Genomic DNA, 25,133 nt, shown 5'->3' with positions numbered 1-25,133 from the left:
CCACCGATGGATATCAACGCAGCCATGGGGCAGTTTTTCGATGAGAACGGCAATATCGCCGTGCCCGATGCACTGACGCTTTCCGGCATGAACGAGATGCTCTTCGCCGGGGCGAAGGCACAGGGAGAAGCCGACAAGGTCCTGTACCGCTACTGGGACTACAACGACTCCGCAGAAGGCGTGCTCCGCGAGTACACCCGCGAGGAGATCAACACCCGAATCAAGGCCGTGTGCGTGCGCCTGCAGCAGGTCACCAAGCGCGGTGACCGGGTGGCCATCCTCGCCAATAACTCGCCAGAGTACGTCTACAGCTTCCTTGGCATCATGTACGCGGGCCTGGTGCCGGTGCCGCTCTACGACCCGACCGAGCCGGGCCACGCTGACCACCTCACCGCCGTGCTGGATTCCTCCACCCCGGTGGCCGTCATGACCAACAAGCGCTCCGCCACTGCGGTCCGCGAGTTCTTCGCGGACCGCCCGGCCCCAGAGCGCCCACGCGTGCTCGTGGCCGACGCCCTGCCGGACAGCCTGGCTGAGCAGTGGCAGAACCCGGCCGAGCTGCTGGCCAAGCACCCGGAGCTCGCGCCGAAGAGCTCCGACGAGGCGTTCCTGCAGTACACCTCCGGCTCCACCCGCACCCCGGCGGGCGTGGTCCTGACGCACAAGTCCATCGTCACCAACGTGCTGCAGATCTTCATCGCCGTGAAGCTGCAGCCGCCGGTGCGCATCGTCAGCTGGCTGCCACTGCACCACGACATGGGCCTGATCCTCGCGGCTTTTGCCTCCATCTTGGGCATCCCGTTCGACCTCATGAGCCCGCGGGACTTCCTGCAGAACCCGGCGCGCTGGATCAAGCAACTGCACAAGCGTGACGACGAGGAGAACATCTACACCGTCGTCCCGAACTTCGCCCTGGAGCTGGCGACCCGCTACGCCAACCCCGCCGACGAGGCGAACGCGGAGCTGCTCGCGGGACTGGATCTCTCCCGCGTCGACGGCCTGGTCAACGGCTCCGAGCCGGTCACCCACGCCTCCGTGGAGCGCTTTCTCGACCTCTTCGCTAACTACCAGCTGCGCCGTGAGACGATGCGTCCGTCCTACGGACTGGCCGAGGCCTCCCTGCTGGTTACCACCCCACAGACCGGAAAGCGGCCGTGGACCCAGTGGTTCGACCGCGAGCAGCTCGCGGGCGGTACCGCGGTGGCGCTGCCGGAGGGTGATGAGGCAGCCATGCCGCTGACCTCCGTCGGTCAGGTCTGCCCCTGGCAGAGCCTCTGCATCGTGGACCCGGAGACCGGCAAGGAGCTCGCGGACGGCCAGGTCGGTGAGCTGTGGACTAACGGTGAGAACACCGCCGCCGGCTACCTCAACCGCGAGGAAGAGACCACCTACACCTTCCGCAACCACCTCCCCGCGGACCACCGCCTGCCGGAGAACTCCCGGGCGGGTAACGCGCCGGAGGATAACTGGATGCGCACCGGCGACCTCGGCGTCATCGTTGACGATCAGGTCTTCATCACCGGCCGCCTGAAGGACCTCGTCATCGTCGCGGGCCGCAACCACTACCCGCAGGACATCGAGGAGACGGCCGCCGCGGCGACGTCCCACGTCAGCCACGGCGCGATCGCGGCCTTCGCGGTGCCGGGTGCTGACCTGGGACAGGACGTCGAGGGTCTGGTCATCCTCGCGGAGCGCACTCCGGAGGCCTCCCCCGTGGAGGATGGCATTGCGGCCAACGACATCCGCGCGGCCGTGTCCAAGATCCACGGCCTGAAGCCGGCGGATATCCGCATCGTGGATGCCGGAAACATCCCGCGCTCCAGCGCAAACAAGATCGCCCGCCGTGTTGCGGCGAAGGCCTACTCGCAGGGCCAGTTCAACTAGAGTTAGGCGGCTCGTCCGTTAGGATGAAAGATTCACTAGGACGCGCCGCATTGCAACGAGAGGAATCACCCGGTCACCATGGCAGAAGATAACGTGGGTCGCGCTCAGCAGGACCACCCCCGGAGCGAAGCAGAGCTCCGGCAGTGGCTGCGTAACTGGGTATCGGAGACCACCGACACCCCGGAGGCGGAGATCCGCGACGATCAGCCACTGGAGGAATTCGGGCTTTCATCCCGCGACGTGGTGATCCTCTCGGGGGAGTTGCAGCGCATGACGGGCCTGTCGGTGGACGCCACCGTGGCCTATGAGCACAACTCCATCGGGGCGCTCGTCGACTACTTGAGTTCCCAAGGTCAGGCGAACGCCCCGGCGGCAACGTCCGCAAAGAGGCGCGCCGTGGGCGGCGAGCAGGCGCCGGGGGAGCGGGACATTGCCGTCGTCGGCATGGCCGGCAGCTACCCGGGTGCCCCGACCACCGACGAGTTCTGGGACCTGCTGATCAGCTACCAGGACGGTATCGGTGAGCTGCCGGAGGGCCGCTGGTCCGAGTGGGCAGAGAACCCGGAGATGGTTCGTCGCATGGCGGACGCGCAGCTCACGGGCGGTTACCTGCCGGACCTGGCGTCCTTCGATGCGGAATTCTTCGGGCTCTCCCCGCTGGAGGCCGCGAACATGGACCCGCAGCAGCGCATCTTGTTGAAGCTGACCTGGGAGGCCCTTGAGGACGCACTGATCCCAGCGAACTCGCTGCGAGGAGACAACGTTGGCGTGTTCATGGGAACCACGAACAACGACTACGCGAACCTCATCATCGCCGACCCGAAGGTCGCCCACCCCTATGCCCTGACCGGCAACTCCAGCTCCATCGTTGCCAACCGCATTTCTTATGCTTTTGACTTCCGGGGGCCGTCGGTTGCGATGGACACCGCCTGTTCCTCCTCGCTGGTGGCGATCCACCAGGCGGTTGGTTCCCTGCGCGACGGCAGCTCCGAGGTTGCGATCGCCGGTGGCGTGAATCTGCTGGCCAACCCCTTCGCTGCCGTTGCCTTCTCCGAGACGGGCGTGCTGTCCCCGACCGGCAAGATCCACGCCTTCTCTGAGGACGCCGACGGCATCGTGCGCTCCGACGGCGCCGGCGTGATCGTGCTCAAGCGCCTCTCCGATGCAGTGGCAGCCGGGGATAACATCCTCGGCGTCATCAAGGGGTCGGCGGTGAACTCGGACGGCCGGTCCAACGGCATCACCGCGCCGAACCCGGAGGCACAGTCCGCAGTGCTGCGCGCCGCCTACGAGGACGCGGGAATCGACCCGACGACCGTGGACTACGTGGAGGCCCACGGCACCGGCACCATCCTCGGCGACCCGATCGAGGCCCGCGCGCTTGGCGAGGTGCTGGGCGCGGGGCGCGATGCGGATCACCCGACCCTGCTGGGGTCGGCCAAGACGAACTTCGGCCACACCGAGGCCGCGGCGGGCGTGGCCGGCGTGATGAAGGTCCTGATGGCGATGCGCGAGGGCGTGCTGCCACCGAGCCTGAACTACGTGGGCCCGAACCCGCACATCGACTTCGACGCCCAGCGCCTCGAGGTGGTTGAGGATCCGCGCGAATGGCCGGAGTACTCCGGCCGCCCGGTGGCCGGTGTGTCCGGTTTCGGCTTCGGCGGCACGAATGCGCACGTGGTGATCGCAGCACCGACCGAGCAGGAGCTGCAGGACGCCGCCGCACTGAACGAGGAGCGGGCCGCTGGCAAGGCAGACGCCGGCTCGGACGCCGCCGCGGGCACGGACCCGGCCCGCCCTCTGATCGATTGGGAGGCATGCGAGACCCCAGCCGCTCTGCTGCCGGTCTCCGGATTCCTGCCCTCCCGCCGCCGCCTGGCCGCAGGCGACCTGCGCGACTGGTTGGCCTCGCACGAGTCCGCCGACCTGCTGGACGTCGCCGGAGCACTCGCTGGCCGCAACCACGGCCGCTCCCGCGGCATCATCCGAGCCACCAACACCACCGAAGCCATCGAGGGGCTGGAGCGCCTCGCCGAGGGCAAGAAGGGCTCATCCGTCTTCACCGCGGACTCTCCGGCTGCCACCGGCCCGGTCTGGGTCTACTCCGGCTTCGGCTCCCAGCACCGGAAGATGGGCAAGGAGCTCGCTGCAATCTCCAGCTTCTTCGCTGAGCGTCTCGCCGCGATCGACGAGATCGTGCAGCGCGAATCCGGCTGGTCGCTGGTGGAGAAGATCAACGACGACGAGCAGAACTTCGACCTGGAATCCGCCCAGGTCGCCATCACCGCCGTCCAGATCGCGCTGACCGACCTGCTGCGGGAGTTCGGGCTGCGCCCGGCCGCGATCGTCGGCCAGTCCCTGGGCGAGATCGGTGCCGCCTACGGCTCCGGCGGGCTGTCCCTGGAGGACGCCATGACCGTGGCCTGCCACCGCTCCCGCCTCATGGGCGAGGGCGAGGGTCAGCTCACCGGCGACCAGGCCGGGGCGATGGCCGTCATCGAACTGGGCCCGGACGCGCTGGAGACCTTCCGCGCCGAGCACCCGGAGTTCGCCAAGGTGGAGCCCGCGGTCTACGCCGCGCCGGGCATGACCACCGTCGGCGGCCCGCAAGCGGCCGTCGCCGCGCTCGTCGAGTACCTGGACGGTGAGGGCAAGTTCGCCCGCATGCTGGACGTCAAGGGCGCGGGGCACACCTCGATGCTCGACCCGATCCTCTCCGAGCTGCTCTACGAGATCGGCGGCATCACCGCCCGCCCGATCCACACGCCGCTGTACTCCACCGTCCACCGCGGTGAGGTCTACCAGCCGGGCGAGGCCGTGCACGACGCGGATTACTTCGTCCATTGCACCCGCCACCCGGTCTGGTTCTCGGACGCTACCGGCCAGCAGTTCAAGGACGGCTACCGCACCTTCGTGGAGCTCTCCGCCCACCCGGTCGCGCTCATGCCGATCATGAACAACGCCTTCGCCCACGACGCGGGCGACGCCAAGACCCTCTACGCGCTCAAGCGCAAGGAACCGGCCACGGAGACGCTGCTGAACCTCCTGGCGGAGCTCTACGCCGAGGGCGCCGAGCTGGACTTTGGTCGCCTGTACCCGCGCAATTTCGCACTCCAGCTGCCGGGCCAGCACTGGGTGGAACAACCGCACTGGACCGACGCGCACCCATCCGGTGGTGGCGCGCAGGGGTTGCCGGGCAGCCGCGTGGACCTGCCGGACGGCCGGGTGGCCTTCGCGACCCAGGCGGATCGCGTTGCCTCCCTGGAGGTGCTGGCTGAGGCGCTGGCCGACGAGCTCGCGCCGGGGCACGCCGTCAGCGCAGCACAGTCCCACGGGGTGCTGCCCGCAGCCGGTGAGATCACGACCATCGCCACCCGCACCCTGGGCGGCTGGTCCCTCCAGGTTTTCGACGTCGCCGGCACCGGCCAGGTCCTCGGCGAGGCCTTCGTCAGCATGCTGGATGGGGCCGCAGGCGCTGGCGCGACAGCTGCTGCACCAGCCGCTGCGGCTGCCAACGCCACCGAGGACGCAGGGCAGAAGCTGGGCGCGGTGACACAGTCCGCGCACGCCCTGCCGGAAGTCCAGGAGGGCGAGGCCCGCTGGACCCCGGACAGTGGGGTGAGCGTGGCCCAGCGGCTGCGGGAGATCGTCTCGGAATCCATGGGCTACGACGTTGAGGACCTGCCGGGCGAGCTGCCGCTCATCGACCTGGGCCTGGACTCCCTGATGGGCATGCGCATCAAGAACCGCGTGGAGTACGAGTTCGACCTGCCGCCGCTGCAGGTTCAGCAGCTCCGCGACGGCTCCGTGGACACCGTCATCGCCATGGTCGAGGCGGAGATCGCCTCCCGCACCAGTGAATCGGGTGCCGCAGAGCAGGCGTCCGAGGAGGCCGACGCTCAGCCAGCAGGTGACGCAGCGGACGACGCCGAGGGCGCTACCGACTACACCGTCAACACCGGGGGAGTCGCCCCGCGCGACGCCTCCGAGCGCCTCGTCTTCGCCACCTGGGCGAATATCAACGGCAAGGCGGCAGCCGGTGTCACCAGCCCGCTGCCGAAGATCAGCGCCGAGACCGCCCAGCAGATCGCCGAGCGCCTGAGCGAACGCTCCGGTGCCGAGGTCACTGCCGAGCAGGTTTCTGAGGCCACGGACCTCGCCGCCCTGGCGGATACCGTCCGCGCCAGCCTCGAGACTGCCGTCGAAGGCAATATCCGTGTGCTGCGCGCCCGCCCGGCTGGTTCCGAAAAGCCAAGCCTGTTCCTCTTCCACCCTGCCGGTGGCTCCTCGGTGGTCTACCAGCCACTGACCCGCCGCCTGCCGGAAGGCGTCCCCGTCTACGGCGTCGAACGCCTCGAGGGCAGCCTGAAGGAACGCGGCGCGGCCTACCTGGATGAGATCATCGCCCTGGCCGACGGCCGCCCGGTCGTGCTCGGCGGCTGGAGCTTCGGCGGTGCACTGGCCTACGAGGTCGCTTTCCAGCTTGCCCAGCGCGCCGCCGCAGGTGAGCCCAGCGCCAAGGTGCAGCGCATCGTCCTGCTGGATACCGTGCAGCCGGCCAACCCGGCGCCGGATACGAAGGAGGAGATGCACGCCCGCTGGGACCGCTACGCCGCCTTCGTTAACAAGACCTACGGCTTCGACATGGAAGTCCCGCACGAGCTGCTGGAACTGCAGGGCGAGGACGTCATGCTCGCGATGTTCCAGGAGATGCTGCAGTCCCCGGAGGCCGCGAGCCTCGGGCTGCCCGCGGGCGTGCTGGAACACCAACGTGCCAGCTTCGTGGACAACCGCATCCTCGAGTCCCTCGACTTCCACGCATGGGCGGCCGTCGAGGTACCGGTCACCCTCTTCCGCGCCGAGCGGATGCACGATGGTGCAATCGAGCTGGAACCGGCTTATCGTGATATTGCGCCGGACGGCGGCTGGGGCGAGATCGTCACCGAGTTGGATGTCATCCAGCTGCAGGGTGACCACCTCGCCATCGTCGACGAGCCCGAGATCTCGAAGGTGGGCCGCGCGCTCACCGAGGTGATCCAGGACACCCCGGCCACGGACGAAGAATCACAGGATGAGGAGTAGCCCCGACGTGTCTGAAGACTCTGCTGACCAGGCCAACCCGCAGGGTGAGGATACTGCTCCAGCGGATAGCAGTGTGTCCGCGAAGCTGAAGGACCTGCAACGCCGGCTCGAGCTGGCGCAGGACCCGGGCTCCGAGTCGGCGAAGGCCAAGCGCGACGCCGCCGGGCTGACTACCCCGCGCCAGCGCATCGACGCCCTCCTCGACGAGGGCTCCTTCACCGAGATCGGTGCCCTCGGCCAGGCCCCGGGCGACCCGACCGCCCCCTACGGCGACGGTGTGGTCACCGGCTATGGTCGCATTGGCGGCCGCCCCGTCGCGATCTACGCCCACGATAAGTCCGTCTTCGGCGGCTCCGTGGGAGAGACCTTCGGCAAGAAGGTCACTGAGGTCATGGACATGGCCACTCGCGTCGGCATCCCGGTCGTCGGCATCAACGACTCCGGCGGCGCCCGCATTCAGGACGCCGTGACCTCCCTGGCCATGTACTCCGAGATTGCGCGCCGCCAGGTTCCGCTCTCCGGTCAGAGCCCGCAGATCTCCATCCTGCTGGGCCCGTCCGCAGGTGGTGCGGTCTACGCCCCCGTGACGACGGACTTCCTTGTCGCCGTGGACGGTCGCACCCAGATGTTCGTCACTGGCCCGGCCGTCATCGAGTCCGTGACCGGCGAGAAGATCTCCATGGAGGAGCTCGGTGGGGCGCGCCAGCAGGCCCGCAACGGCAACATCAGCTACGTCGCCGCCAACGAGGATGAGGCCTTCAACTACGTCAAGGACCTGCTGGACTTCCTGCCCTCCTCGGCCTTCGACGAACTGCCCCAGTACTGGGCGCCGAACGACTCCCTGACGGAGCGGGATAAGGAACTGAACTCCATCATCCCGGACGACCCGAACGCCGGTTACGACATGATGGACGTGTTGACCCGCATCTTCGACGACGAAAACGTCCTTGAGGTGCAGGGTGACTACGGTTCCAACGTCATCACCGCCTACGCGCGTATCGACGGGCAGACGGTCGGCGTGATCGCAAACCAGCCGATGGTGCTGGCCGGCTGCCTGGACGCTGAGGCGGCGGATAAGGCCTCCCGCTTCATCCGCATCAACAATGCCTACAACATCCCGCTCGTCTTCGTGGTGGACACCCCCGGCTATCTGCCGGGAGCGGAGCAGGAGAAGGTCGGCCTGATCCACCGTGGCGCGCACCTGGGCTTCGCCCTGGCCGACGCGACGGTGCCGAAGGTCACCGTGGTGGTGCGCAAGGCCTTCGGCGGTGGTTATGCCGTCATGGGCTCGAAGAACCTCACGGCGGATGTGAACCTCGCGTGGCCGACCGCGCAGATCGCGGTGATGGGAGCGGAGGCCGCCGTCGTCATGATGAAGGGCAAGGAACTGGCCGCGATGCCCCCGGAGAAGCGGGTGGTGGCGAAGAAGATGTTCATGGACTTCTACAACGCCAACATGACCAGCCCCTATGTGTCCGCAGAGCGAGGCTACGTGGACGCGATCATCTCCCCGGAGGAGACCCGCGTGCAGCTGCGCCAGGCGCTGCGCCAGCTGGCGCACAAGCGCACACCGCGCGAGAAGAAGAAGCACACGATTTTGCCGATGTAGCCGCATCGGTGAGCGCACACAGCGTGGCGGAATCCCTCGAGTTCCGCCGCGCTCGTGTTGTTTTCGGCGTAGTATCCATAGTAATTTTTGGGTCCAAACAATTGGCCAACTAGATGGGAAATATATGACGACGCAGTCTCCGCTGAGCCAGATCAAGAAGCTCGCGAATAACCTCAAGTACTCGGCAGAGGGCCTCGCCACCGAGGTCTCTGCCGTGGGGCGCGGGCTGATCCCGGTGCTGCGCTCCGACATCGTCGCCAAGGGAGGGGGCGTGCGTGGCCAGCTCGCCTTCCTGGAGGGCATCGCCCGCTACGGCTTCAGCACCGCCCGCCAGATGCGCTACGCGGCTTTCCACGCCCCGGATCAGCTGGCCTTCATCGACGACATGGGGCAGCGCACCTACCGTGAGATGCTGGACGACGTCCAGGCCCTGGCCCGCTCCCTGCAGAGCCGCGGAGTGGGCAAGGGCGACCGAGTCGGCGTGATGTGCCGCAATAGCCGCGCGATCATCTATGCCATCGGCGCCAAGGGCTTCGTTGGCACCAAGATCTTCCTGCTGAATATCGGCAGCTCCCCGGAGCAGCTGGCTAAGTCCATGGTGGAGCACGACCTGGACCTGCTGTACATCGACGAGGAGTTCGCCGAGCGCCTGCCGGAGGACCTCGGCGACTGCGAGATCATCATCGGGCACGCCGAGGACCTGGGCAACCCGAAGGTGCGGGACGCCTCCTGGCCGACCTTCCAGCAGCTCATTGATACCGCCCCGAGCGCGGAAGCTGAGAAGCTGCCCCTGTTCCCGAAGCGCGATCACATCATCATCATGTCCTCCGGTACTTCCGGGACGCCGAAGGGCGTGGCCATTCGGGAGCCGCTGATCCCAACCCCGCTGCGCGCGCTGGTCACCCGCGTGCCGTGGCGCGCGAAGATGCTGGTGCAGATGTCCGCCTCCATGTTCCACTCCTGGGGCTGGGCGAATATCAACCTCATCATCGCCCACCGGGCGACCGTGGTGCTGCGCCGCGTCTTCGATCCTCAGCAGGCGATGGAGGACCTGGTGAACTACCAGGTGGAGGGCATCATCACCTCGCCGATCTTCCTCAAGGAGCAGCTGCGGGTCGCCGAGGAGGGGGACTACGACGTCTCCCGCGTGAAGATGATCATCTCCTCCGGCCATGCGATGACCCCGGACTTCATCCGCGCGGTCCAGGCGAAGTTCGGCCCGGTGCTGGCGAACTTCTACGGCTCCACCGAGGCTTCCTCCTGCGTGATGACCACCCCGGAGGAGCTGGCAGAGGATCCGAAGCTCGCGGGCCGCGCCGTCACCGGCGTGCGCATCAAGATTTTGGACGAGGACGGCAACGAGCTGCCCCCGGGCCAGGTCGGCCGCATCTTCTGCCGCGGCGCGATGACGATGAAGCAGTACACCAACGTCCGCGACAAGATGGTGATCGAAAAGGGCCTGCTGGAGATCGGCGACAAGGGTTATCTCACCGAGGACGGCCGCCTGTACGTCCTGGGCCGCAACGACGACATGATCATCGTCGGTGGCGAGAATGTCTACCCGAAGTCCGTCACCGAGGTGCTGGAGCCCATGCCGGGCATCCGCGACCTCTTCGTCAAGGGCGTGGAGGACGAAGACACCTTCGCTCGCTTGGCCGTGTGGATTGTCCGGGAGGACGACGAGACCGGCCGGCGCCTCACGAAGAAGGCCGTTCAGGACTGGGTTCTGGAGAAGCTCGCCGAGCACTCCGTGCCCCGGGATGTCGTCTTCGTCGACGAGCTGCCGTACAACCCGACCGGCAAGGTCATGCCGCGCCAGCTTCCGGATTCCCGCATTCACGGCGAGCCCTAATTCGCGCTAGCGGCCCAGGCGCGCTGGGGGTGCGCTTCCTGGGGGGAGCGCGTCGGCGTGGGCCTGTGAGGGAGCGTGCGTGAGGCGTGTACGCCTGGAGGGAGCGTGCGTGATCCGCGCCCGTGCGGGGGCGTTCCCGGGGTTAGCCCTGCTGCTTGGCCTTGCGGTGCACGAAGAGCGTGATGAGCAGGGCCAGCACATAGAGCCCGGTGAGCCAGGCGAGCAGCGCCGCCCAGCTGATGTCGAAGAACTGGCCGGAGAGCGCGCCCAGCAGGGAGGAACCCAGGTAGTAGCTCAGCACATAGGTGCTGGAGGCCTCGGCGCGGTCCTTCTTTGCCGCCGCGCTCACCCAGCCGCTGGCCACGGAGTGGCAGGCGAAAAACGCGGCGGTGAACAGCAGCGCGCCGGTGACGGTGAGCCAGACCGTCGGGATAAACATCAGCAACAAACCGGCCAGTGCCAGCACCATCGCGACGGTGAGCGCCCGGCCCTGGCCGTAGGCTTGCACGGCCCGACCCGCCCGGGCGGAGGACCAGGTGCCGGAAAGATAGATGATGAAGACCGCGGCGGCCAGTGATTCTGGTAGCCCGTACTCGCCGATCAGGTGGAAGCCCAGGTAGTTGTACAGGGAGACGAAGGCGCCCATCAGCAGGAAGGGCAGCACGAACAGCCCGAGCAGCACCGGCGAGCGGAAGTGGCCCGCGAAGGCGGCGAGCTCGTGGGAGACGGTGATCTTCTTTGGCCGGAAGTTCTGCGAGGGAGGCAGCAGCACCAGCATCGCCAGGCCGATGAGGACGGAGACCCCACCCGAGGTCAGCACCGCGACGCGCCAGTCCGCGAATTCCAGCACCGCGCCGGGAATGAGGCGGCCGAAGAGGCCGCCGATGCTCGTGCCGGAAATATAGAAGCCCATCACCCGCGGCAGGTGTTGGGCGTCGATCTCCTCGGCGAGGTAGGTCATGATCACCGCGGGCACGCCGGCCACCGCCACGCCCTGCAGGGCGCGCATGAGCAGCAGCGAGCCGACCCCTGGCGCGATGGCCACCAGCAGACTCAGGAAGGTGGCGGCCATGACGCTGATCTGCAGGATGCGGTAGCGCCCCAGCCGCTCGGAGAGGATGCCGACGGGGATGACGGACAGCGCGAGCGCGCCCGTCGTCGCCGAGACGGAGAGCGCGGCGACGGTGGGGCTGATGCCAAAGTCCGCGGTGATGCTCGGCAGCACCGCCTGGGTGACGTACATGGCGTTGAAGGACGCCAGACCGGCGAAAAGCGCGCCGATCAGTGCCCTCTTGTAGCCCGGATCGGTTGGTGTGAGCCCCCTAGATACGCCAGCGGCGCCGGCCGTCCCCTCCCGGGCGGCCGACGCCGTCGTTTCTGGCTCCACGTCCTCCGTTGCGTGATTCTCTGTGTGGCTCATGCCACTAATTATGCACTTAGGGGGCTAGCGACGTGCCCTTGGGTAGGTCGATGCGGTCCGAGGAGACCACGTAGGCCTCCATGGTGCCGTCCAGCATCCGCAGCTTCTCGGAGAGCGCGTCGGGCTGGCCGAGCCCCATCTTCGCGGCTTCCTTCTTGATCTCCTCCGGCGCCCAGGAGGCGTCGATGGTGATCGGGATTGTCTTTACCCCGGCGATCTCCGGGGTGATGGTCAGCTTGCTCACGATGATGTGGAAGTTGCCGCTCAGCACGCTGGTCTTGCCGGGGCCGGTGCGCTGCCAGATCGGTCCCGCGGACTGGCCGGGCATCTCCATGGCCAGGTTCTGCAGGACGGCCTTGTCCGCGTCGATGCGCAGTGCCGGCTTCGGCCCCTGCTGGGTCTCCAGCGTGATCAGGGAGAGCTTCATGTTGCCCAGCAGCGAGGTGGAGTCGGTCGTGATCTGGAAGGTGTTCCCCGGGATTCCCTGCAGTCCCTCGATGGGGGTTGGGGGAGTGAGATCCATCTCGTATTCCTCCGGGATCTCCGGGAGCTTGGGCGCCTCTCCCAGCTTCGGGAGGTCAGGCAGCTTCGGGGGATCAGGGAGTTTTGGGGTTTCCGGCAGCTTGGGCGCGGCAGGCCGCTGCTGTGCCGGGGGCTTCGCCGCCCCCGGGGCCTTGGGCGCGCCCGGCAGATCCGGGAACTTCGGCAGCTCCAGCTGCGCCTGCGCCGGTGGCGCTCCCGCCGTGGCAGTCAGGGCCGCGGCCAGTCCGGTCGCGGTGACGGCGGCGAGAACCGCAACAGCGGTGGAATTGCTGGCCCCGGGGGTCTTGCTCGACTCGGTGGTGGCCCGCTCCGCCTTCTGCTGCTTCTTGGCCTCCCGCTGCGCGGCGAGTTCCTCCTTGGAGGATTCCGTCCAGGACAGTGCCAGGGCGCCACCCACCAGGGCCAGCAGGGTGCCGAGCACGAAGCCACCGAAGTTGGACGTCGGCAGCGCGACGATGCCCAGGATGATGCCAGCCACGCCGGTGAGGATGCGGCTGCCGCCCCCGAACCACGTCATCAGGCCGCAGGCGATCAGCAGGGCACCGATGATGAAGGTGGACACCCCGGAGATTGTCGAGACCTGGATGATGATGTTCGAGACCTCCAGTGAGAGGTACGCCGGGGTGAGGATCACGACCCCACCCAGCAGCATCAGCAGCCCGGCGAAGAAGGGGCGGCTGCGCCGCCACTGAGTGAAAGAGGGGCGGCTGCCCCGCCCCTGGGTGAAACCGGAACGGCGCTGGGCATCCGTGGTTTCGTTTCCATCATCGCCAGCGGCGGCGTCTGCATCCGCGTCTGGAGTGGTTGACAGCTCTTGGGTATCCGCGTTCTCGGCTGCGGGGGTGCCACCGGTGCTCGCCGCGTCGGTGGCTGCCGCCTCCGCCGCCGCACCGTTAGCACTCTGCGTCATCTGGATTCACCAGTGTGATCTCGCTACCCGCCGCGGTGAGCTGATCTGCGGACAGCGAGGATGCGTGCATGGTCTGCCCGTCGGAGATGAGCTTCTCGGCCGCGATACCCCACGCACCGGGGGCAGCATTTTTGTCGACCTGGTTCGCATCGATGCCGATCTGTGGCTTGACCAGAGTCATGCCACCGCTCAGATCAGGGGCACCGATGATCATGTTCTCGGCTTCCATGTTCTGGCCCGGCACGAGCATCTGGAACTTTTTCTCCCCAATACCCGGCACCTTGATCGGTGCGGACATGCACACGTCGGACACGCGGGCCTTGGTCATCTTGATGCGGGAGACCGTCTCCTCGCCATTGGCCAGCTTGTCGGAATCGACGAAGAGGGAGAAGCCGTCCGCGTCCAGACCGCCGACGTCCATGTTGAAGATCGTGTTGGACAGCGCCAGGTTGGCGGAGATCCCGCCTTCGGCCATGGCGACGCCCATTCCCCCGGATGCCAGCAGGCCGACACCCAGAATTCCTGCGAATCGAAGTTTCCTTGTGTGTCCCATGTCACAGAATACTAGGCGCGCAAAACTAAGTTTCGTGCAAACTTCGTGAAAAATTCTTCAAAAAAGTGTCAGGCGGCTGGGGAGGTTTAGCTCTTTCGCGCCCGGAGCTGGGCGATTCCGCGCCAACCGAAGAGCAGCAGCGCGGACATCACTGTGGCCACCAGGATGAAGGACCAGTGCGGGATCGCCGAGTTGCGGATACCCCAAATATCCAGCCCGACGATGAGGCTGCCCAGCCACACGAATACCCCGGTGCGCAGTGCCCGGCCGGCGGCGCGGGCACCCGTGGCAAGTAGGATGCCCCAGACGATCGCCGCCCCCAGCATGAAGGGCCAGGCGGTGTCCACCCAGCGCAGGACGCTGAAGCCCGAGCCGTCGTCGTGGGCCAGGCGCGCGAGCAGCGCGAAGATCAGCAGCGCCAGAAGATCCAGTACGGGCGCGAGGGCGCTGGAGGTTGGCGCGGTGGTGGGGGCAGCAGCGTTGTGCGGGGCAGTAGACATGCCCTCAGCTTAGCCGGAGGTGGGACCGGGGTTCTTGGGCGCTTCGGGGGAGGTCTTCGAGCCTGTACTCGGGGCAGCCTCAGCGGCTGGCTTCGGGGCGTCGGCCTCAGAACCCGGTGCTAGCTCGCGAGGGTTGGGCAGTTTTGCCACGAGGTAGATGAGCCAGCCCAGCCCCACGAGGCCGACGAAGCTGAACATGCGGAAGACAATCACGGCGGCGAAGGCCTGCCCGGAGGTCAGCCCCGCAACCCCCACGAGGGTAGTGGTCAGCATGATGTCCACCGGACCCAGCCCGCCCGGGGTGATCTGCGCCTGCCCGACCAACTTGGCGGAGATGAAGCTCAGCACCACCCCGGCGATCGGCGCCTTCGCCCCCACCGCGTAGGTGCAGGCCAACAGGCAAATGATCTCCAGGATCCAGTTCAGCAGGGACCAGTTAATCGCCAGCGCGAGCTTCGGCAGCGGCAGCTCCACCGTCGCAAGCTGCTCGGAGAAGCCCGCGAGCTGCTCCACGTGCCGATCTTCCGGCTTCTTGCGCCAGCGGTTGAAAGCCCGCAGTCGGGCGATCAGCCAGTCCTCCACCTTCTTGGGGTTGCGAGCGGCCCAATTCGTTAAGGACGCCAACACCACCAACACCACAAGCGAAACAGCCAACGTGAGTGGATTGACCTTCAGCCCAAGGAAGAAGACCGAGCCGATGCCCAGCAATGCCATGCCCGCACCCGAGAGCAGGCCGGAGAAGACCATGTACCAGCTGGCGATCACCGGCGTCGCGCCCCACTTCAGCTGCTCCCGGAAAATCATCGCCACGGAGATGGCAGGACCGCCGGGAAGGGATGCGGACCAGGCATTCGCGACCAGCCCCAGCACATTGGCTGAGAGGCGCCGGACCTTGATCCCCGCCGAGCGCAGCAGCACGACCATGACCTCCGCCTGCGCGAACATCGACAGCAGGACGGTCACTACGGCGAGCAGCAGCCAGCGGTTATCAGCAGCCTTGAGCTCCTCCCACCCGTTTTCCAGGAAACCGAAGTGGCGGTGCGCCATGAACGCGATGGCGGCGAGCACCGCCAGCGAGAGGGCGATCCGGGTGAGGGGGGAGCGGAAGAAAGCGGAGGTCTTGGCGAGCACTAGTCCTGGCGCCCCTCCTCGCGGCCCCCCTCTTCACGGTGCCCCTCCTCACGACGCTTCAGCTCCGCCATGAGTTTCTCGAAGGGTACGGTGCGCCCACGCTGCCCGGCATCCTCAGCCTCCGGCGCAACAGTCGGCTCAGCAGCAGCCTCGTTGTCTGTGTCGACGTCGCCCTCGACGTCGGTCTCAACGTCTGCCTCGGATGCCACGTCGGCGGTGGTCATTGCGTCGACGTCGGCATCTGTGGCGGCCGCGTCCTCGTCGTCCGTGTCCTCCGCGTGGTCCTCGTCCGCAGCTTCGACGTCCTCCGCGAACTCGGCATCCTCGGTGCGCTCACCGTCGACGTCCACGTCCTCGTGCTCATCTTCGGCGTGCGCCTCGGGGAGCGGTTCCGGCAGGGGCTCCCGCTGGCCGGAGTACTGCGGGGCCGGATCGGTGGCTGCGTTAGCCACCGCATCGGTCGTGGGCTCGGATGCCGGAGCGCCAGCACCCACCAGCGCCGGCTCGGCCACGCCCACGGCGACCGGGGAATCAGCCAGCTGCTCGTTGTGGCCGACCTTCTCAGACAGTCGCTGCACCCAGCGGGGCGCCCACCAGTTGTCCTCGCGCAGCATGTGCATCACGGCCGGGACCAGCAACAGGCGGATGACGGTGGCGTCCAAAATGAGGGCCGTGATCATGCCGTAGGCGATGTACTTCATCATCACGATGTCCGAGAAGCCGAAGGCGCCCGCGACCACGATCATGATCAGAGCGGCGGCGGTGATGATCCCGCCGGTATTAGCCACGCCGAATCGGATTGAGCGGTCGGTGCTCTCCCCGTGGGAGCGGGCCTCCACCATGCGGGAGACTAGGAAGACCTCGTAGTCCGTGGACAAGCCAAAGAGGATTGCCACGATGAGCACCAGGATCGGGCTCATCAGCGGACCCGGGGTGAAGTTGAACAGGTCCGCGCCCACACCGTCGACGAAGAGCAGGGTCAGCACACCCAGGGTCGCGCCGATACCCAGCACGTTCATGATCACGGCCTTCGCCGGGATAATCAGCGACCCGAAGACCAGGGCCATGAGCACGAAGCTAACTACCACGATGTAGAGCATCATCCACGGCAGCTTGTCGAACAGCGCCTGGATGGACTCCTGCTCCATGGCCGGGGTGCCGGCGACCAGCACCTCAGCGCCCTCGGCATTCAGGTCCTCCAGCTCCTCGACGATGCGCTTGTAGTCCTCGCGGTCGGCGATGCCGGTGGACAGCACCGTCGTGTCGTCCTTCGTCGGCTGCGTGACGCGGAACGGACCGGTCAGCCCGGTGATGTCGTTGGCCTCCCGGTAGACCTGGGCAACAGCCTGCTGATCGCCCTGAATGACGAGCTTGATCGGGTTCGTGCGGAAGGCCGGGAACTTCTCGTCGAAGTTATTCTGCGCCACGCGAGTGGTCTCGTTCGGCGGCAGGTAGGTCTCGTTGATACCACCGAACTTGATGCCAGCTATCGGGGCGGTCAGTGCCAGCAGCAGCGCGACCAGCAGGAAGGTCACGGCCTTGGAGTGGCGCATCGCGAAGGCCGGGATGCGGCCCCAAATCGTGTTGATCTGTTCGTCGCGGGTGCGGGTCTTGTGCTTGCGCACAGCCCACTTATCGATGTTGTGGCCCAGCATGCCGAAGATACTCGGCAGCACCATCACGGAGAGCAGTGCAGCCAGGCCGACCGCGCTCATCGCGCCGAAGGCCACGGACTTCAGGAAAGCCTGCGGGAAGATCAGCAGGCCGGAGAGCGCGACGGCCACCATCGCCGCGGAGAAGACCACCGTCTTGCCGGCCGTCGCGGTGGTGTTTCGCACCGCGGTGGGGACGTCGCTGCCCTCGGCGAGCTCCTCGCGGAAGCGGGAGACCATGAACAGGCCGTAGTCGATCGCCAGGCCCAGGCCCAGCAGGGTGACGACGGAGATCGCGAAGACGTTGATCTGCGTGGTCGCCGCCAGCAGGGAAAGCACGCCCAGGGAGCCGAGGATGGACAGCACACCCACCAGCAGCGGCATCAGCGCGGCGATCACGCCACCGAAGACGATGAGCAGCAGCACGCCGACCGCCGGCAGGGCGTAGATCTCGGCGCGGGAAATGTCCCGGGACATGCCGGAATCCAGCGCGCCGGCCACCGCGGTCTGACCCGCGATCTCCGTCTTCAGTCCCGGCACCTCGATCTTGGCCAGGTCATCCTCGATGGCGCGCAGGTTGTTCAGGACGTCCTCGTCCTCACCCTTCATCGCCAGGGAAGCGAAGGCGGCGTCGCCCTCCGGGGTGGCCATTTGGCGTGGCCCGTTGGCCCAGTAGGAGTTGATCGTGCGGATGTTATCCGGGTACTTCTCCTCCAGGGCGGTCAGCTGCTTCGTTAGCGATTCCTTGACCTCCGGGGTGGTCACCGACTGCGGCTTGTCGCCCGTGACCAGCAGAATCACGTCGCCCGAGTCGTCGCGACCGAAGATCTCCTCCTCGATCTCCTTCGCCCGGGTGGACTGCGAGCCGGGGTCGTCCCAACCCTCCTGGCTCAGCCGGTTCTCCAGCTGCATGCCCACGGTCGCGAAGAGCGCGAGCACCGCCGCGATGATGACCAGCGGGATGACCCGGCGGAAACGGTAGGCGAAATTTCCCCAAGCGCTAAACATGGAAGTTGTTCTCCGAAGGGTTGTGGTGGTTGTTGTCCCTGCGCTCGGCAAGCGCAGTCAGCGGGCGGAAAGGTTGCAGCCAAGCGCCCTCGTCCGGCAGGTTGTCCAGGCTCACGCGCGGCAGCGGTTCGCGGAAGACTCCGGGGATATCCTCCAGGTCCACGAAACGCAGCTTCTCGTTGCCCAGCACCCAGGCGACATGCTCCCGGAAGCCGATGACGGTGACGGGGATGTCCTCGGAGAGCTCCTCCAGGGTCTCCCGGAAGTTCTGGCCGTCCGCGCTGGCGACGATCAGCCCGTCGAGAATGCCCTCCGAGTGACGGCGACGGATGAGGTCCAGCATGTCGGCGTCGACGTCCGATTCCTCGGTGATCTTGGGCTTGGCGAAGACCGCGAAGCCCACGTTGCGCAGGGCTTCCACCCAGGGGCGGACGACGTCAGCGCCACCGGGGGTGATGTTCGTGAAGACGGTCGCTTCGGGCTCGATCAGTTCCTCACCGCTGAGCCCGAAGTCCTCGTTGAGCTGCTCGGTTTCGTCGATAACCCAGCGGCCCACCGCGTCGAAGCGGGGACGGTGGGCGGCGGTGGGGCGAGCCCCCAGGATCGCGCCCAGCCCCATGTCGATATTCGGGGCATCCCACACCAACAGGAGGGTGGGGCGGGTCTCGGTGGCGGCACCGTAGGAGCGATGCTGCTCCCCGACGGTGGTGCCGGCACCGGAAGAAGAAGGACTAGTCATATGCGGGATAAATTGTGATGAAACGTTGTCAGCGGTGAGAAAACCACTTAAGGAAAATCTGGAATAGGGATCAATCCAAACTACCACCGGTTACCCCGCGTCCCTAGGAGCTATTTCCCAGGGAAGACTAACGAGCGGCTACTTCTTCGTCCACAGGTATTCCTTAATAGTGTGCTCCTTGCGCAGGCCCTTGTCCTCGAACTTCGTGAGCAGCTGGCGGTCCACCAACTGGCCGAGGTGGCCGCGCCCGTCGTCTGCTCCGCTGGCGAGCTCCTCGGGCCAACCGATGTATTCGAGCTGCGGCTCTGCGTTCACGAGCTCGTCGATCCACTCGGCGTACTCCGCGTGATCGGTGGCGATGTGCAGGATGCCGCCCGGGCGCAGCCGGCTGGCGATGAGGTGCAGCGTGCCGGTCTGCACGATGCGGCGCTTGTGGTGGCGGGCCTTGGGCCACGGGTCCGGGAAGAAGATACGCACCCCGGCCAGGGACTCGGGCCGGAACATGCGCTGCAGCACCTCCACGCCGTCGCCCTTGATCATGCGGATGTTCTCGATCCCTTCGCGGCTGACCGCACCGACGAGCTTGGCCAGGCCGGGGCGGTAGAGCTCGACGGCGACGATGTTCTTATCGGTCTCCAGCGGGGCCATTGCGGCGGTGGAGGTACCGGTGCCGGAACCGATCTCCACGATCGTGTCCGCATGGCGGCCGAACCATTCATCCAGGTCGATGTACTGCTCGTTGACCTGCTCGTTGAGCTCCTTGCCAAGGCGCGGCCAGTTGGCTTCCCAGGTGGCCTCCTGGTTATCGGTGAGCGTGCCGCGGCGGAAGGCGAAGCTGGATAGCCGTGGGTAGTCGCGGCCGTCGTTGAACACCGTCTGAAGTGGGCGCCTGCCGGTGCCTCCGGTAACTTCCGTCGCCGGTGCGGAGTTTTCTTCCGAAAGGGCTTGCTGGTGGTCGTCCTGTGGGGAATTATTGGAGCTAGTCATCGTCATCATTCTTGCAGATGGTCTGGTTTTCCGGGAGTTTCGGCGTGGGGTACGCCGCCCGGGGCCTAAGGCGATGGGGGAGAGCCCGGGACAAGCCCGGGGAAATGGGGGAAAGATGAAGACTATTGCCGTGATCGGCCCGGACGAGGCCGAGGCGAAGAAGGTCGCCGAGCAGCTCACCGGGGTGCGGGCGGTGCCGGGGGCGGGGCCTGGGAAGGACATCGACGGGGTCGTCGCTGTCGCGGGGGAACCCACCGAGGAGGCCGTGGAGATCGTCCAGGCGGTCGCCCGCAACATCGGGGTGGTCGCGGTGCTCAGCGACCACCGCTGGCCCAACATCCCAGGGGTCCATGTTCTTGGCTCCCAGGACATCGCCGGCCTACAGCGGTTGATCGACCGGCTCTACGTGGACGCCAAGCAGTGGGAGCTGGCGGCGCGCCGGGCGGATCAACAGCGCCTCGAACAGGTCCGCGTGGCGATCCGGCTGCGGATGCAGCGCTTCATCCGAGAGGGGTGCTCCGCCGCAGACCTGGGGGAAGCTGGCTCGGGCGGTCGCGAGCTAGCTCACCGGCGATTCCTGGCGGAGCTGCGGGTGGCGGTCTTAAGTCAAGGGATCCTCTGCCCACCGGTGGATACCGCGCTTCCGCCGGCCGCCAAACCGGTGGAAGTGCCCGGCCGTGCCGCGCAACTGGCCACCCTGGCAGCTGGGGTGCTGGGCGCGGTCGGCCTGCTGTTCGCGGTGGGTCGGCTGGCGGGCTACCCGTGGTTGGGGCTCAGCCTGGGGCTGCTCGCGGCGGTGGCGCTGGGATGGTTCCGGCTCAGCGCGCAGCAGCGGGCTATCGACCAGGCTCAACGAGAGGCGGACTTCCGCCTGCTCCAGGAAGCCTGGAGCGCACAAGTTACAGAGACGATCACCCGCATGAACATTCCGCGGGTGGCTGAGCAGCTGACGCTGCGAACGGGGGTATAAGGCATGGATTTTCTTGGCGATATCTTTTCCCATCTACCGGTGGAACCGGACGCCACGGGGAGGCAGGACATGGTCTTCTCCGTTGGTGGCTCGGAGTATGCCATCCCCAATCCGCAGGGTTTAGACTCCGCGACATTCACCGGCGAGGACGGCGTCACCACGGTCTCTGACCTGGACGGTGACGGGCACGTGGACTACGTCAGCAACGTCTCCTACGACGGCAAGTGGACAGCCTGGCGTCCTGATGGGGCGGCGGATGCGAAAGGAAACGGGCAACAAATGAGTGAGCCTGTGGAGGGGGTGGCCGAATCCACCCCCAATGAGGTGAGCAAAACCTGGGATGCCGGGCGCTGGGAATGTGTGGACCGGGGGGAGTGGGGCTAGTGTGGGGGTGAAGAAAAACTCTGCGCATCAGCACTCATCAGCACGAATGAGCACCTCAGCGCCTGCGACGCGAATCTGTGCGTCGGGGCAGGGGACGCAGACTCGGTTGGAGTAGTCCACACAAAGGTGGGCAATTCCGGCTGATCCGTGAGTCTGGTCCCCACATCCGCTCTCAGAACCGATAGTGTTGAGCCAGAGAAATAGCCGAGCGTTAGGAAAATATTCGATGACTATCCGAGGGCTTGTCGGCGAGGCACCCACCAAGAACCAGGAGCTGCTGGACTGGATCGAAGAATCCGTAGAGCTGTTCCAGCCGGACTCCGTCGTATTTTGTGACGGCTCCGACGAGGAGTGGAACCGGCTAGCCGAGCAGCTGGTCGAGGGAGGCACCCTCATCAAGCTGGACGAGGAGGCACAGCCGAATAGCTTCCTCGCACGCTCCAACCCGACCGACGTGGCTCGCGTCGAGTCCCGCACCTTCATCTGCTCCGAGAAGGAGGAGGACGCCGGCCCGACCAATAACTGGGTCGAGCCAGAGAAGATGCGCGAGGAGATGCGCCAGCACTTCTCCGGCTCCATGCGCGGCCGCACGATGTACGTCGTCCCGTTCTGCATGGGCCCGATCTCTGACCCGGAGCCGAAGCTGGGCATCGAGCTCACCGACTCCGCCTACGTCGTGATGTCCATGCGCATCATGACCCGCATGGGTGCAGAGGCTCTGGCGAAGATCGACGAGACCGGTCAGTTCGTCAAGGGCTGGCACAGCGTCGGCGCTCCGCTGGAGCCGGGCGAGAAGGACGTCCCGTGGCCGTGCAATGACACGAAGTACATCACCCACTTCCCGGAGGACCGCGAGATCTGGTCCTACGGCTCCGGCTACGGCGGCAACGCCATCCTGGCCAAGAAGTGCTACGCCCTGCGCATCGCGACCGTCATGGGCCGCGACGAGGGCTGGATGGCCGAGCACATGCTGATCCTGAAGCTGATCAGCCCGGAGGATAAGGCGTACTACATCTGTGCCGCCTTCCCGTCTGCCTGCGGTAAGACCAACCTGGCGATGCTGCAGCCGACGATCCCGGGCTGGCGAGCGGAGGTCGTCGGTGACGACATCGCGTGGCTGCGCTTCGGCGAGGACGGCCGCCTGTACGCCGTGAACCCGGAGAACGGCTTCTTCGGCGTGGCACCGGGTACCAACTACGCCTCCAACCCGGTCGCGATGAAGACCATGGAGCCGGGCAACACCTTGTACACCAACGTCGGCCTGACCGACGACAAGAACGTCTGGTGGGAGGGCCTGGAGAACAAGCCGGAGCACCTCATCGACTGGCTGGGCAACGAGTGGACCCCGGAGTCCGAGGACAAGGCCGCTCACCCGAACTCCCGCTACTGCTCGCCGATCTCCCAGTGCCCGACCGCGGCACCGGAGTACGACGACCACCGCGGCGTGCCGGTCTCCGCGATCCTGTTCGGTGGCCGCCGCGCGGACACCGTCCCGCTGGTGACCCAGGCCCGCGACTGGAACCACGCCACCTTCATCGGCGCGACGATGGCTTCCGGCCAGACCGCCGCTGCAGCCGAGGCAGCGGTGGGCTCCCTGCGTCACGACCCGATGGCCATGCTGCCGTTCATCGGCTACAACGCCGGTGACTACCTGCAGCACTGGATCAACATGGGCGAAAAGGGCGGCGACAAGATGCCAGAGGTCTTCCTGGTCAACTGGTTCCGCCGCGGCGAGGACGGCCGCTTCCTGTGGCCGGGCTTCGGCGAGAACTCCCGCGTCCTGAAGTGGATCGTCGACCGCATCGAGGGCCGCGTCGAGGCCGATGAGACCGTGGTTGGCTACACCGCTCGCTACGAGGACCTCGACACCGAGGGTCTCTCCGAGCCGGAGGAGGACATCCGCGAGGCGCTGAGCGTCCACCCGGAGGAGTGGGACCGCGACGTGGCCTCCAACGAGGAGTGGCTGAAGTTCCTGGGCCCGAAGGTTCCGGCCGAGGTCTGGGAGCAGCACGAGGCGCTGAAGCAGCGCATCGAGGCTGCCAAGTAAGCGCCTAGAAGCCTTCGCAAGAACGACGGCTCCCGCCCACTGGGTGGGGGCCGTTTTCTCGTGTTAAAGGGGGGCTTGCTGCGGGTAGGGCGGTAGCTCTTGGCGAGACCCCCTGGATGCGGCTGTGCTGGCAGGTGATCGTCTGCCTAAGCACCGAAGGCAGAGCCCAGCACGCCCACCTGTAGAAAGAGCAACCCCCCGGCGCCACCATCGCGGTGGGGCCGGGGCGGATGCTTAGCAGCCCGGGGTAGGGCTTAGCGGCGGAGCATTAGCCGATCGCGTTGTGCTCCCAGGCGGACAGGCCGGCGGTGGCGCCGGTGCCCGTGGCGATCACGATCTGCTTGTACGGCACGGTGGCGCAGTCGCCAGCGCCGTAAACGCCCGGCACGTTGGTCTTGCCCTTGGCGTCGATGACGATCTCGCCCATCTGGTTCAGCTCCACGCCGGAGCCCTCCAGCCACTTGGTGTTCGGCAGCAGGCCGATCTGGATGAACAGGCCGGAGAGCTCGAGGGTCTTGACCTCACCGGTGGTGCGGTCCTCGTACTTCAGACCCGTGACCTCCTTGCCGTCGCCGATGATCTCCTTCGTCGCGGCGGAGGTGACGATGTCGACGTTCTTCAGGCTGCGCAGGGTGTCCATGAGGACATCGTCGGCGCGGCAGGTGTCTGCGAACTCCAGGACGGTGAGGTGGTTGACCACACCGGCCAGGTCGATGGCGGCCTCGACGCCGGAGTTACCGCCACCGATGACGGCGATGTCCTTGCCCTTGAACAGCGGGCCGTCGCAGTGCGGGCAGAAGGAGACACCCTTGTTGCGGTACTCGTCCTCACCTGGAACACCCATGAGGCGCCAGTTCGCGCCCGTGGCGACGATGACTTCGCGGGCCTTGAGGGAGGCGTTCTCGCCGAAGTGGACGGTGCTGAGCTCGCCGTCCTTGCCTGGGGTCAGGCCGGTTGCGGACTGTGCCTTGATGACGTCGATCTCGTAGTCGTTGACGTGTGCCTCGAGGTTCGCGGCGAAGGTCGGGCCATCGGTCTCCGGGACGGAGCTGTAGTTCTCGATGGACTGGGTATCCAGCACCTGGCCACCGAAGCGCTCACCGACGATGCCGACGCGCAGCCCCTTGCGGGCGACGTAGATCGCGGCGGTCGCACCAGCCGGGCCCTGGCCGACGACGAGGACGTCGTAGGGCTCCTTTTCGTTGAGCTTCGCGGCTTCGCGCTCGGCGTGGCCGTCATCGAGGCGGGCGACGAAGTCCTGGATGTCCATGCGGCCGGAGGCGAACTCCTCGCCGTTGAGGTAGACGGTCGGGACGGCCTGGATGCCCTTCTCGTTGACCTCGTCCTGGAAGAGGGAGCCCTCCACCGCGGTGTGCTTGATCCGCGGGTTGATGACGGACATCGCGTTCAGCGCCTGCACCACGGTCGGGCAGTTCTGGCAGGTCAGGGACATGTAGGTCGTGAACTCGAAGTCCCCGTCCAGGGCTGCGACCTGGTCGATGAGGTCCTGCTCTTCCTTGATCGGGTTACCGCCGACCTGGAGGAGCGCCAGCACCAGGGAGCTGAACTCGTGGCCCATCGGGATGCCCGCGAAGCTCACGCCGATGTCGCTGCCTGCACGCTGAATGGTGAAGGAAGGCTTGCGCTCGTGAAGCTCGTCGTCCTGGCGGGCGGTGATGTTATCGGAGAGTGCCGCGATGTCCTCGAGCAGCTGCTTGAGGTCTGCGGACTGGCTGCGGTCGTCGAGGGAGTAAACGAGCTCGACCTTCTCGGTGATGCGGTCGACCAGCTGGCTGAGCTGGGACTTCAGGTTGTCGTCTAGGAGCTTCTTGGCCATGGTTAGCTGCCTCCTTCAAGGCGTG

General features: G+C 66.5%; 16 protein-coding genes. 7 read left to right on the top strand and 9 right to left on the bottom strand.

Annotated features, from left to right (window positions below; all coding sequences use genetic code 11):
* The first annotated feature begins 6 nt into the window (after positions 1 to 6).
* From QP413_RS04700 to QP413_RS04685, 4 genes are all read left to right on the top strand, one after another.
* Positions 7 to 1,884, top strand: a complete 1,878-nt coding sequence (locus tag QP413_RS04700) for a FadD32-like long-chain-fatty-acid--AMP ligase (protein WP_284780850.1) — start codon at positions 7 to 9, stop codon at positions 1,882 to 1,884.
* A 78-nt stretch (positions 1,885 to 1,962) separates the two neighbouring features.
* Positions 1,963 to 6,966: a polyketide synthase Pks13 gene (pks13, locus tag QP413_RS04695; protein ID WP_284780849.1), complete on the top strand. Its 5,004-nt coding sequence runs from the start codon at positions 1,963 to 1,965 to the stop codon at positions 6,964 to 6,966.
* 7 nt (positions 6,967 to 6,973) lie between these two features.
* On the top strand, positions 6,974 to 8,575 hold the full coding sequence (locus tag QP413_RS04690; protein ID WP_148791802.1) for an acyl-CoA carboxylase subunit beta: 1,602 nt from the start codon (positions 6,974 to 6,976) through the stop codon (positions 8,573 to 8,575).
* Positions 8,576 to 8,699: 124 nt separating this feature from the next.
* On the top strand, positions 8,700 to 10,427 hold the full coding sequence (locus QP413_RS04685; protein WP_284780846.1) for an acyl-CoA synthetase: 1,728 nt from the start codon (positions 8,700 to 8,702) through the stop codon (positions 10,425 to 10,427).
* Positions 10,428 to 10,569: 142 nt separating this feature from the next.
* On the opposite strand, the gene QP413_RS04680 is transcribed toward QP413_RS04685, so the two are convergent.
* From QP413_RS04680 to trmB, 8 genes are all read right to left on the bottom strand, one after another.
* Positions 10,570 to 11,847, bottom strand: coding sequence for an MFS transporter (locus QP413_RS04680; protein ID WP_284780845.1), 1,278 nt, complete (start codon positions 11,845 to 11,847; stop codon positions 10,570 to 10,572).
* A gap of 16 nt (positions 11,848 to 11,863) precedes the next feature.
* Positions 11,864 to 13,300 (bottom strand): DUF6114 domain-containing protein, encoded by a 1,437-nt coding sequence (locus tag QP413_RS04675; RefSeq protein WP_284780844.1) that lies wholly within the window; start codon positions 13,298 to 13,300, stop codon positions 11,864 to 11,866.
* Positions 13,284 to 13,853: a DUF6230 family protein gene (locus tag QP413_RS04670; protein WP_070758516.1), complete on the bottom strand. Its 570-nt coding sequence runs from the start codon at positions 13,851 to 13,853 to the stop codon at positions 13,284 to 13,286. The genes QP413_RS04675 and QP413_RS04670 overlap by 17 nt, the downstream gene beginning before the upstream one ends.
* Before the next feature lie 86 nt (positions 13,854 to 13,939).
* A complete protein-coding gene (locus tag QP413_RS04665) occupies positions 13,940 to 14,353 on the bottom strand; it encodes a DUF3054 domain-containing protein (protein WP_284780843.1) in 414 nt (137 codons plus the stop codon).
* 9 nt (positions 14,354 to 14,362) lie between these two features.
* Positions 14,363 to 15,484 carry a YbhN family protein gene (locus QP413_RS04660; RefSeq protein ID WP_284780841.1) on the bottom strand — a complete coding sequence of 374 codons (1,122 nt, stop codon included), beginning with the start codon at positions 15,482 to 15,484 and terminating at the stop codon, positions 14,363 to 14,365.
* Positions 15,484 to 18,144 carry an MMPL family transporter gene (locus QP413_RS04655; RefSeq protein ID WP_284780840.1) on the bottom strand — a complete coding sequence of 887 codons (2,661 nt, stop codon included), beginning with the start codon at positions 18,142 to 18,144 and terminating at the stop codon, positions 15,484 to 15,486. The genes QP413_RS04660 and QP413_RS04655 overlap by 1 nt, the downstream gene beginning before the upstream one ends.
* On the bottom strand, positions 18,137 to 18,970 hold the full coding sequence (locus tag QP413_RS04650) for an NYN domain-containing protein (RefSeq protein WP_284780839.1): 834 nt from the start codon (positions 18,968 to 18,970) through the stop codon (positions 18,137 to 18,139). Before QP413_RS04650 ends, QP413_RS04655 begins: the two co-directional genes overlap by 8 nt.
* A gap of 51 nt (positions 18,971 to 19,021) precedes the next feature.
* Positions 19,022 to 19,870: a tRNA (guanosine(46)-N7)-methyltransferase TrmB gene (trmB, locus tag QP413_RS04645; protein WP_284780838.1), complete on the bottom strand. Its 849-nt coding sequence runs from the start codon at positions 19,868 to 19,870 to the stop codon at positions 19,022 to 19,024.
* A gap of 115 nt (positions 19,871 to 19,985) precedes the next feature.
* Between trmB and QP413_RS04640 the strand changes: the two genes are divergently transcribed.
* From QP413_RS04640 to QP413_RS04630, 3 genes are all read left to right on the top strand, one after another.
* Positions 19,986 to 20,840: a hypothetical protein gene (locus QP413_RS04640; RefSeq protein ID WP_148811534.1), complete on the top strand. Its 855-nt coding sequence runs from the start codon at positions 19,986 to 19,988 to the stop codon at positions 20,838 to 20,840.
* Between the two features lie 3 nt (positions 20,841 to 20,843).
* Positions 20,844 to 21,224 (top strand): DUF6802 family protein, encoded by a 381-nt coding sequence (locus QP413_RS04635; protein ID WP_284780837.1) that lies wholly within the window; start codon positions 20,844 to 20,846, stop codon positions 21,222 to 21,224.
* 226 nt (positions 21,225 to 21,450) lie between these two features.
* A complete protein-coding gene (locus QP413_RS04630) occupies positions 21,451 to 23,271 on the top strand; it encodes a phosphoenolpyruvate carboxykinase (GTP) (protein WP_284780836.1) in 1,821 nt (606 codons plus the stop codon).
* Positions 23,272 to 23,539: 268 nt separating this feature from the next.
* On the opposite strand, the gene ahpF is transcribed toward QP413_RS04630, so the two are convergent.
* Entirely contained in the window at positions 23,540 to 25,108 is a 1,569-nt protein-coding gene (gene ahpF / locus QP413_RS04625; protein WP_070758525.1) for an alkyl hydroperoxide reductase subunit F, read from the bottom strand.
* Between the last annotated feature and the right edge of the window lie 25 nt (positions 25,109 to 25,133).

The organism is Corynebacterium sp. UMB4614 (genome assembly GCF_030217065.1).
GTDB lineage: Bacteria > Actinomycetota > Actinomycetes > Mycobacteriales > Mycobacteriaceae > Corynebacterium.
This window is presented reverse-complemented; position numbering and strand designations above follow the sequence as displayed.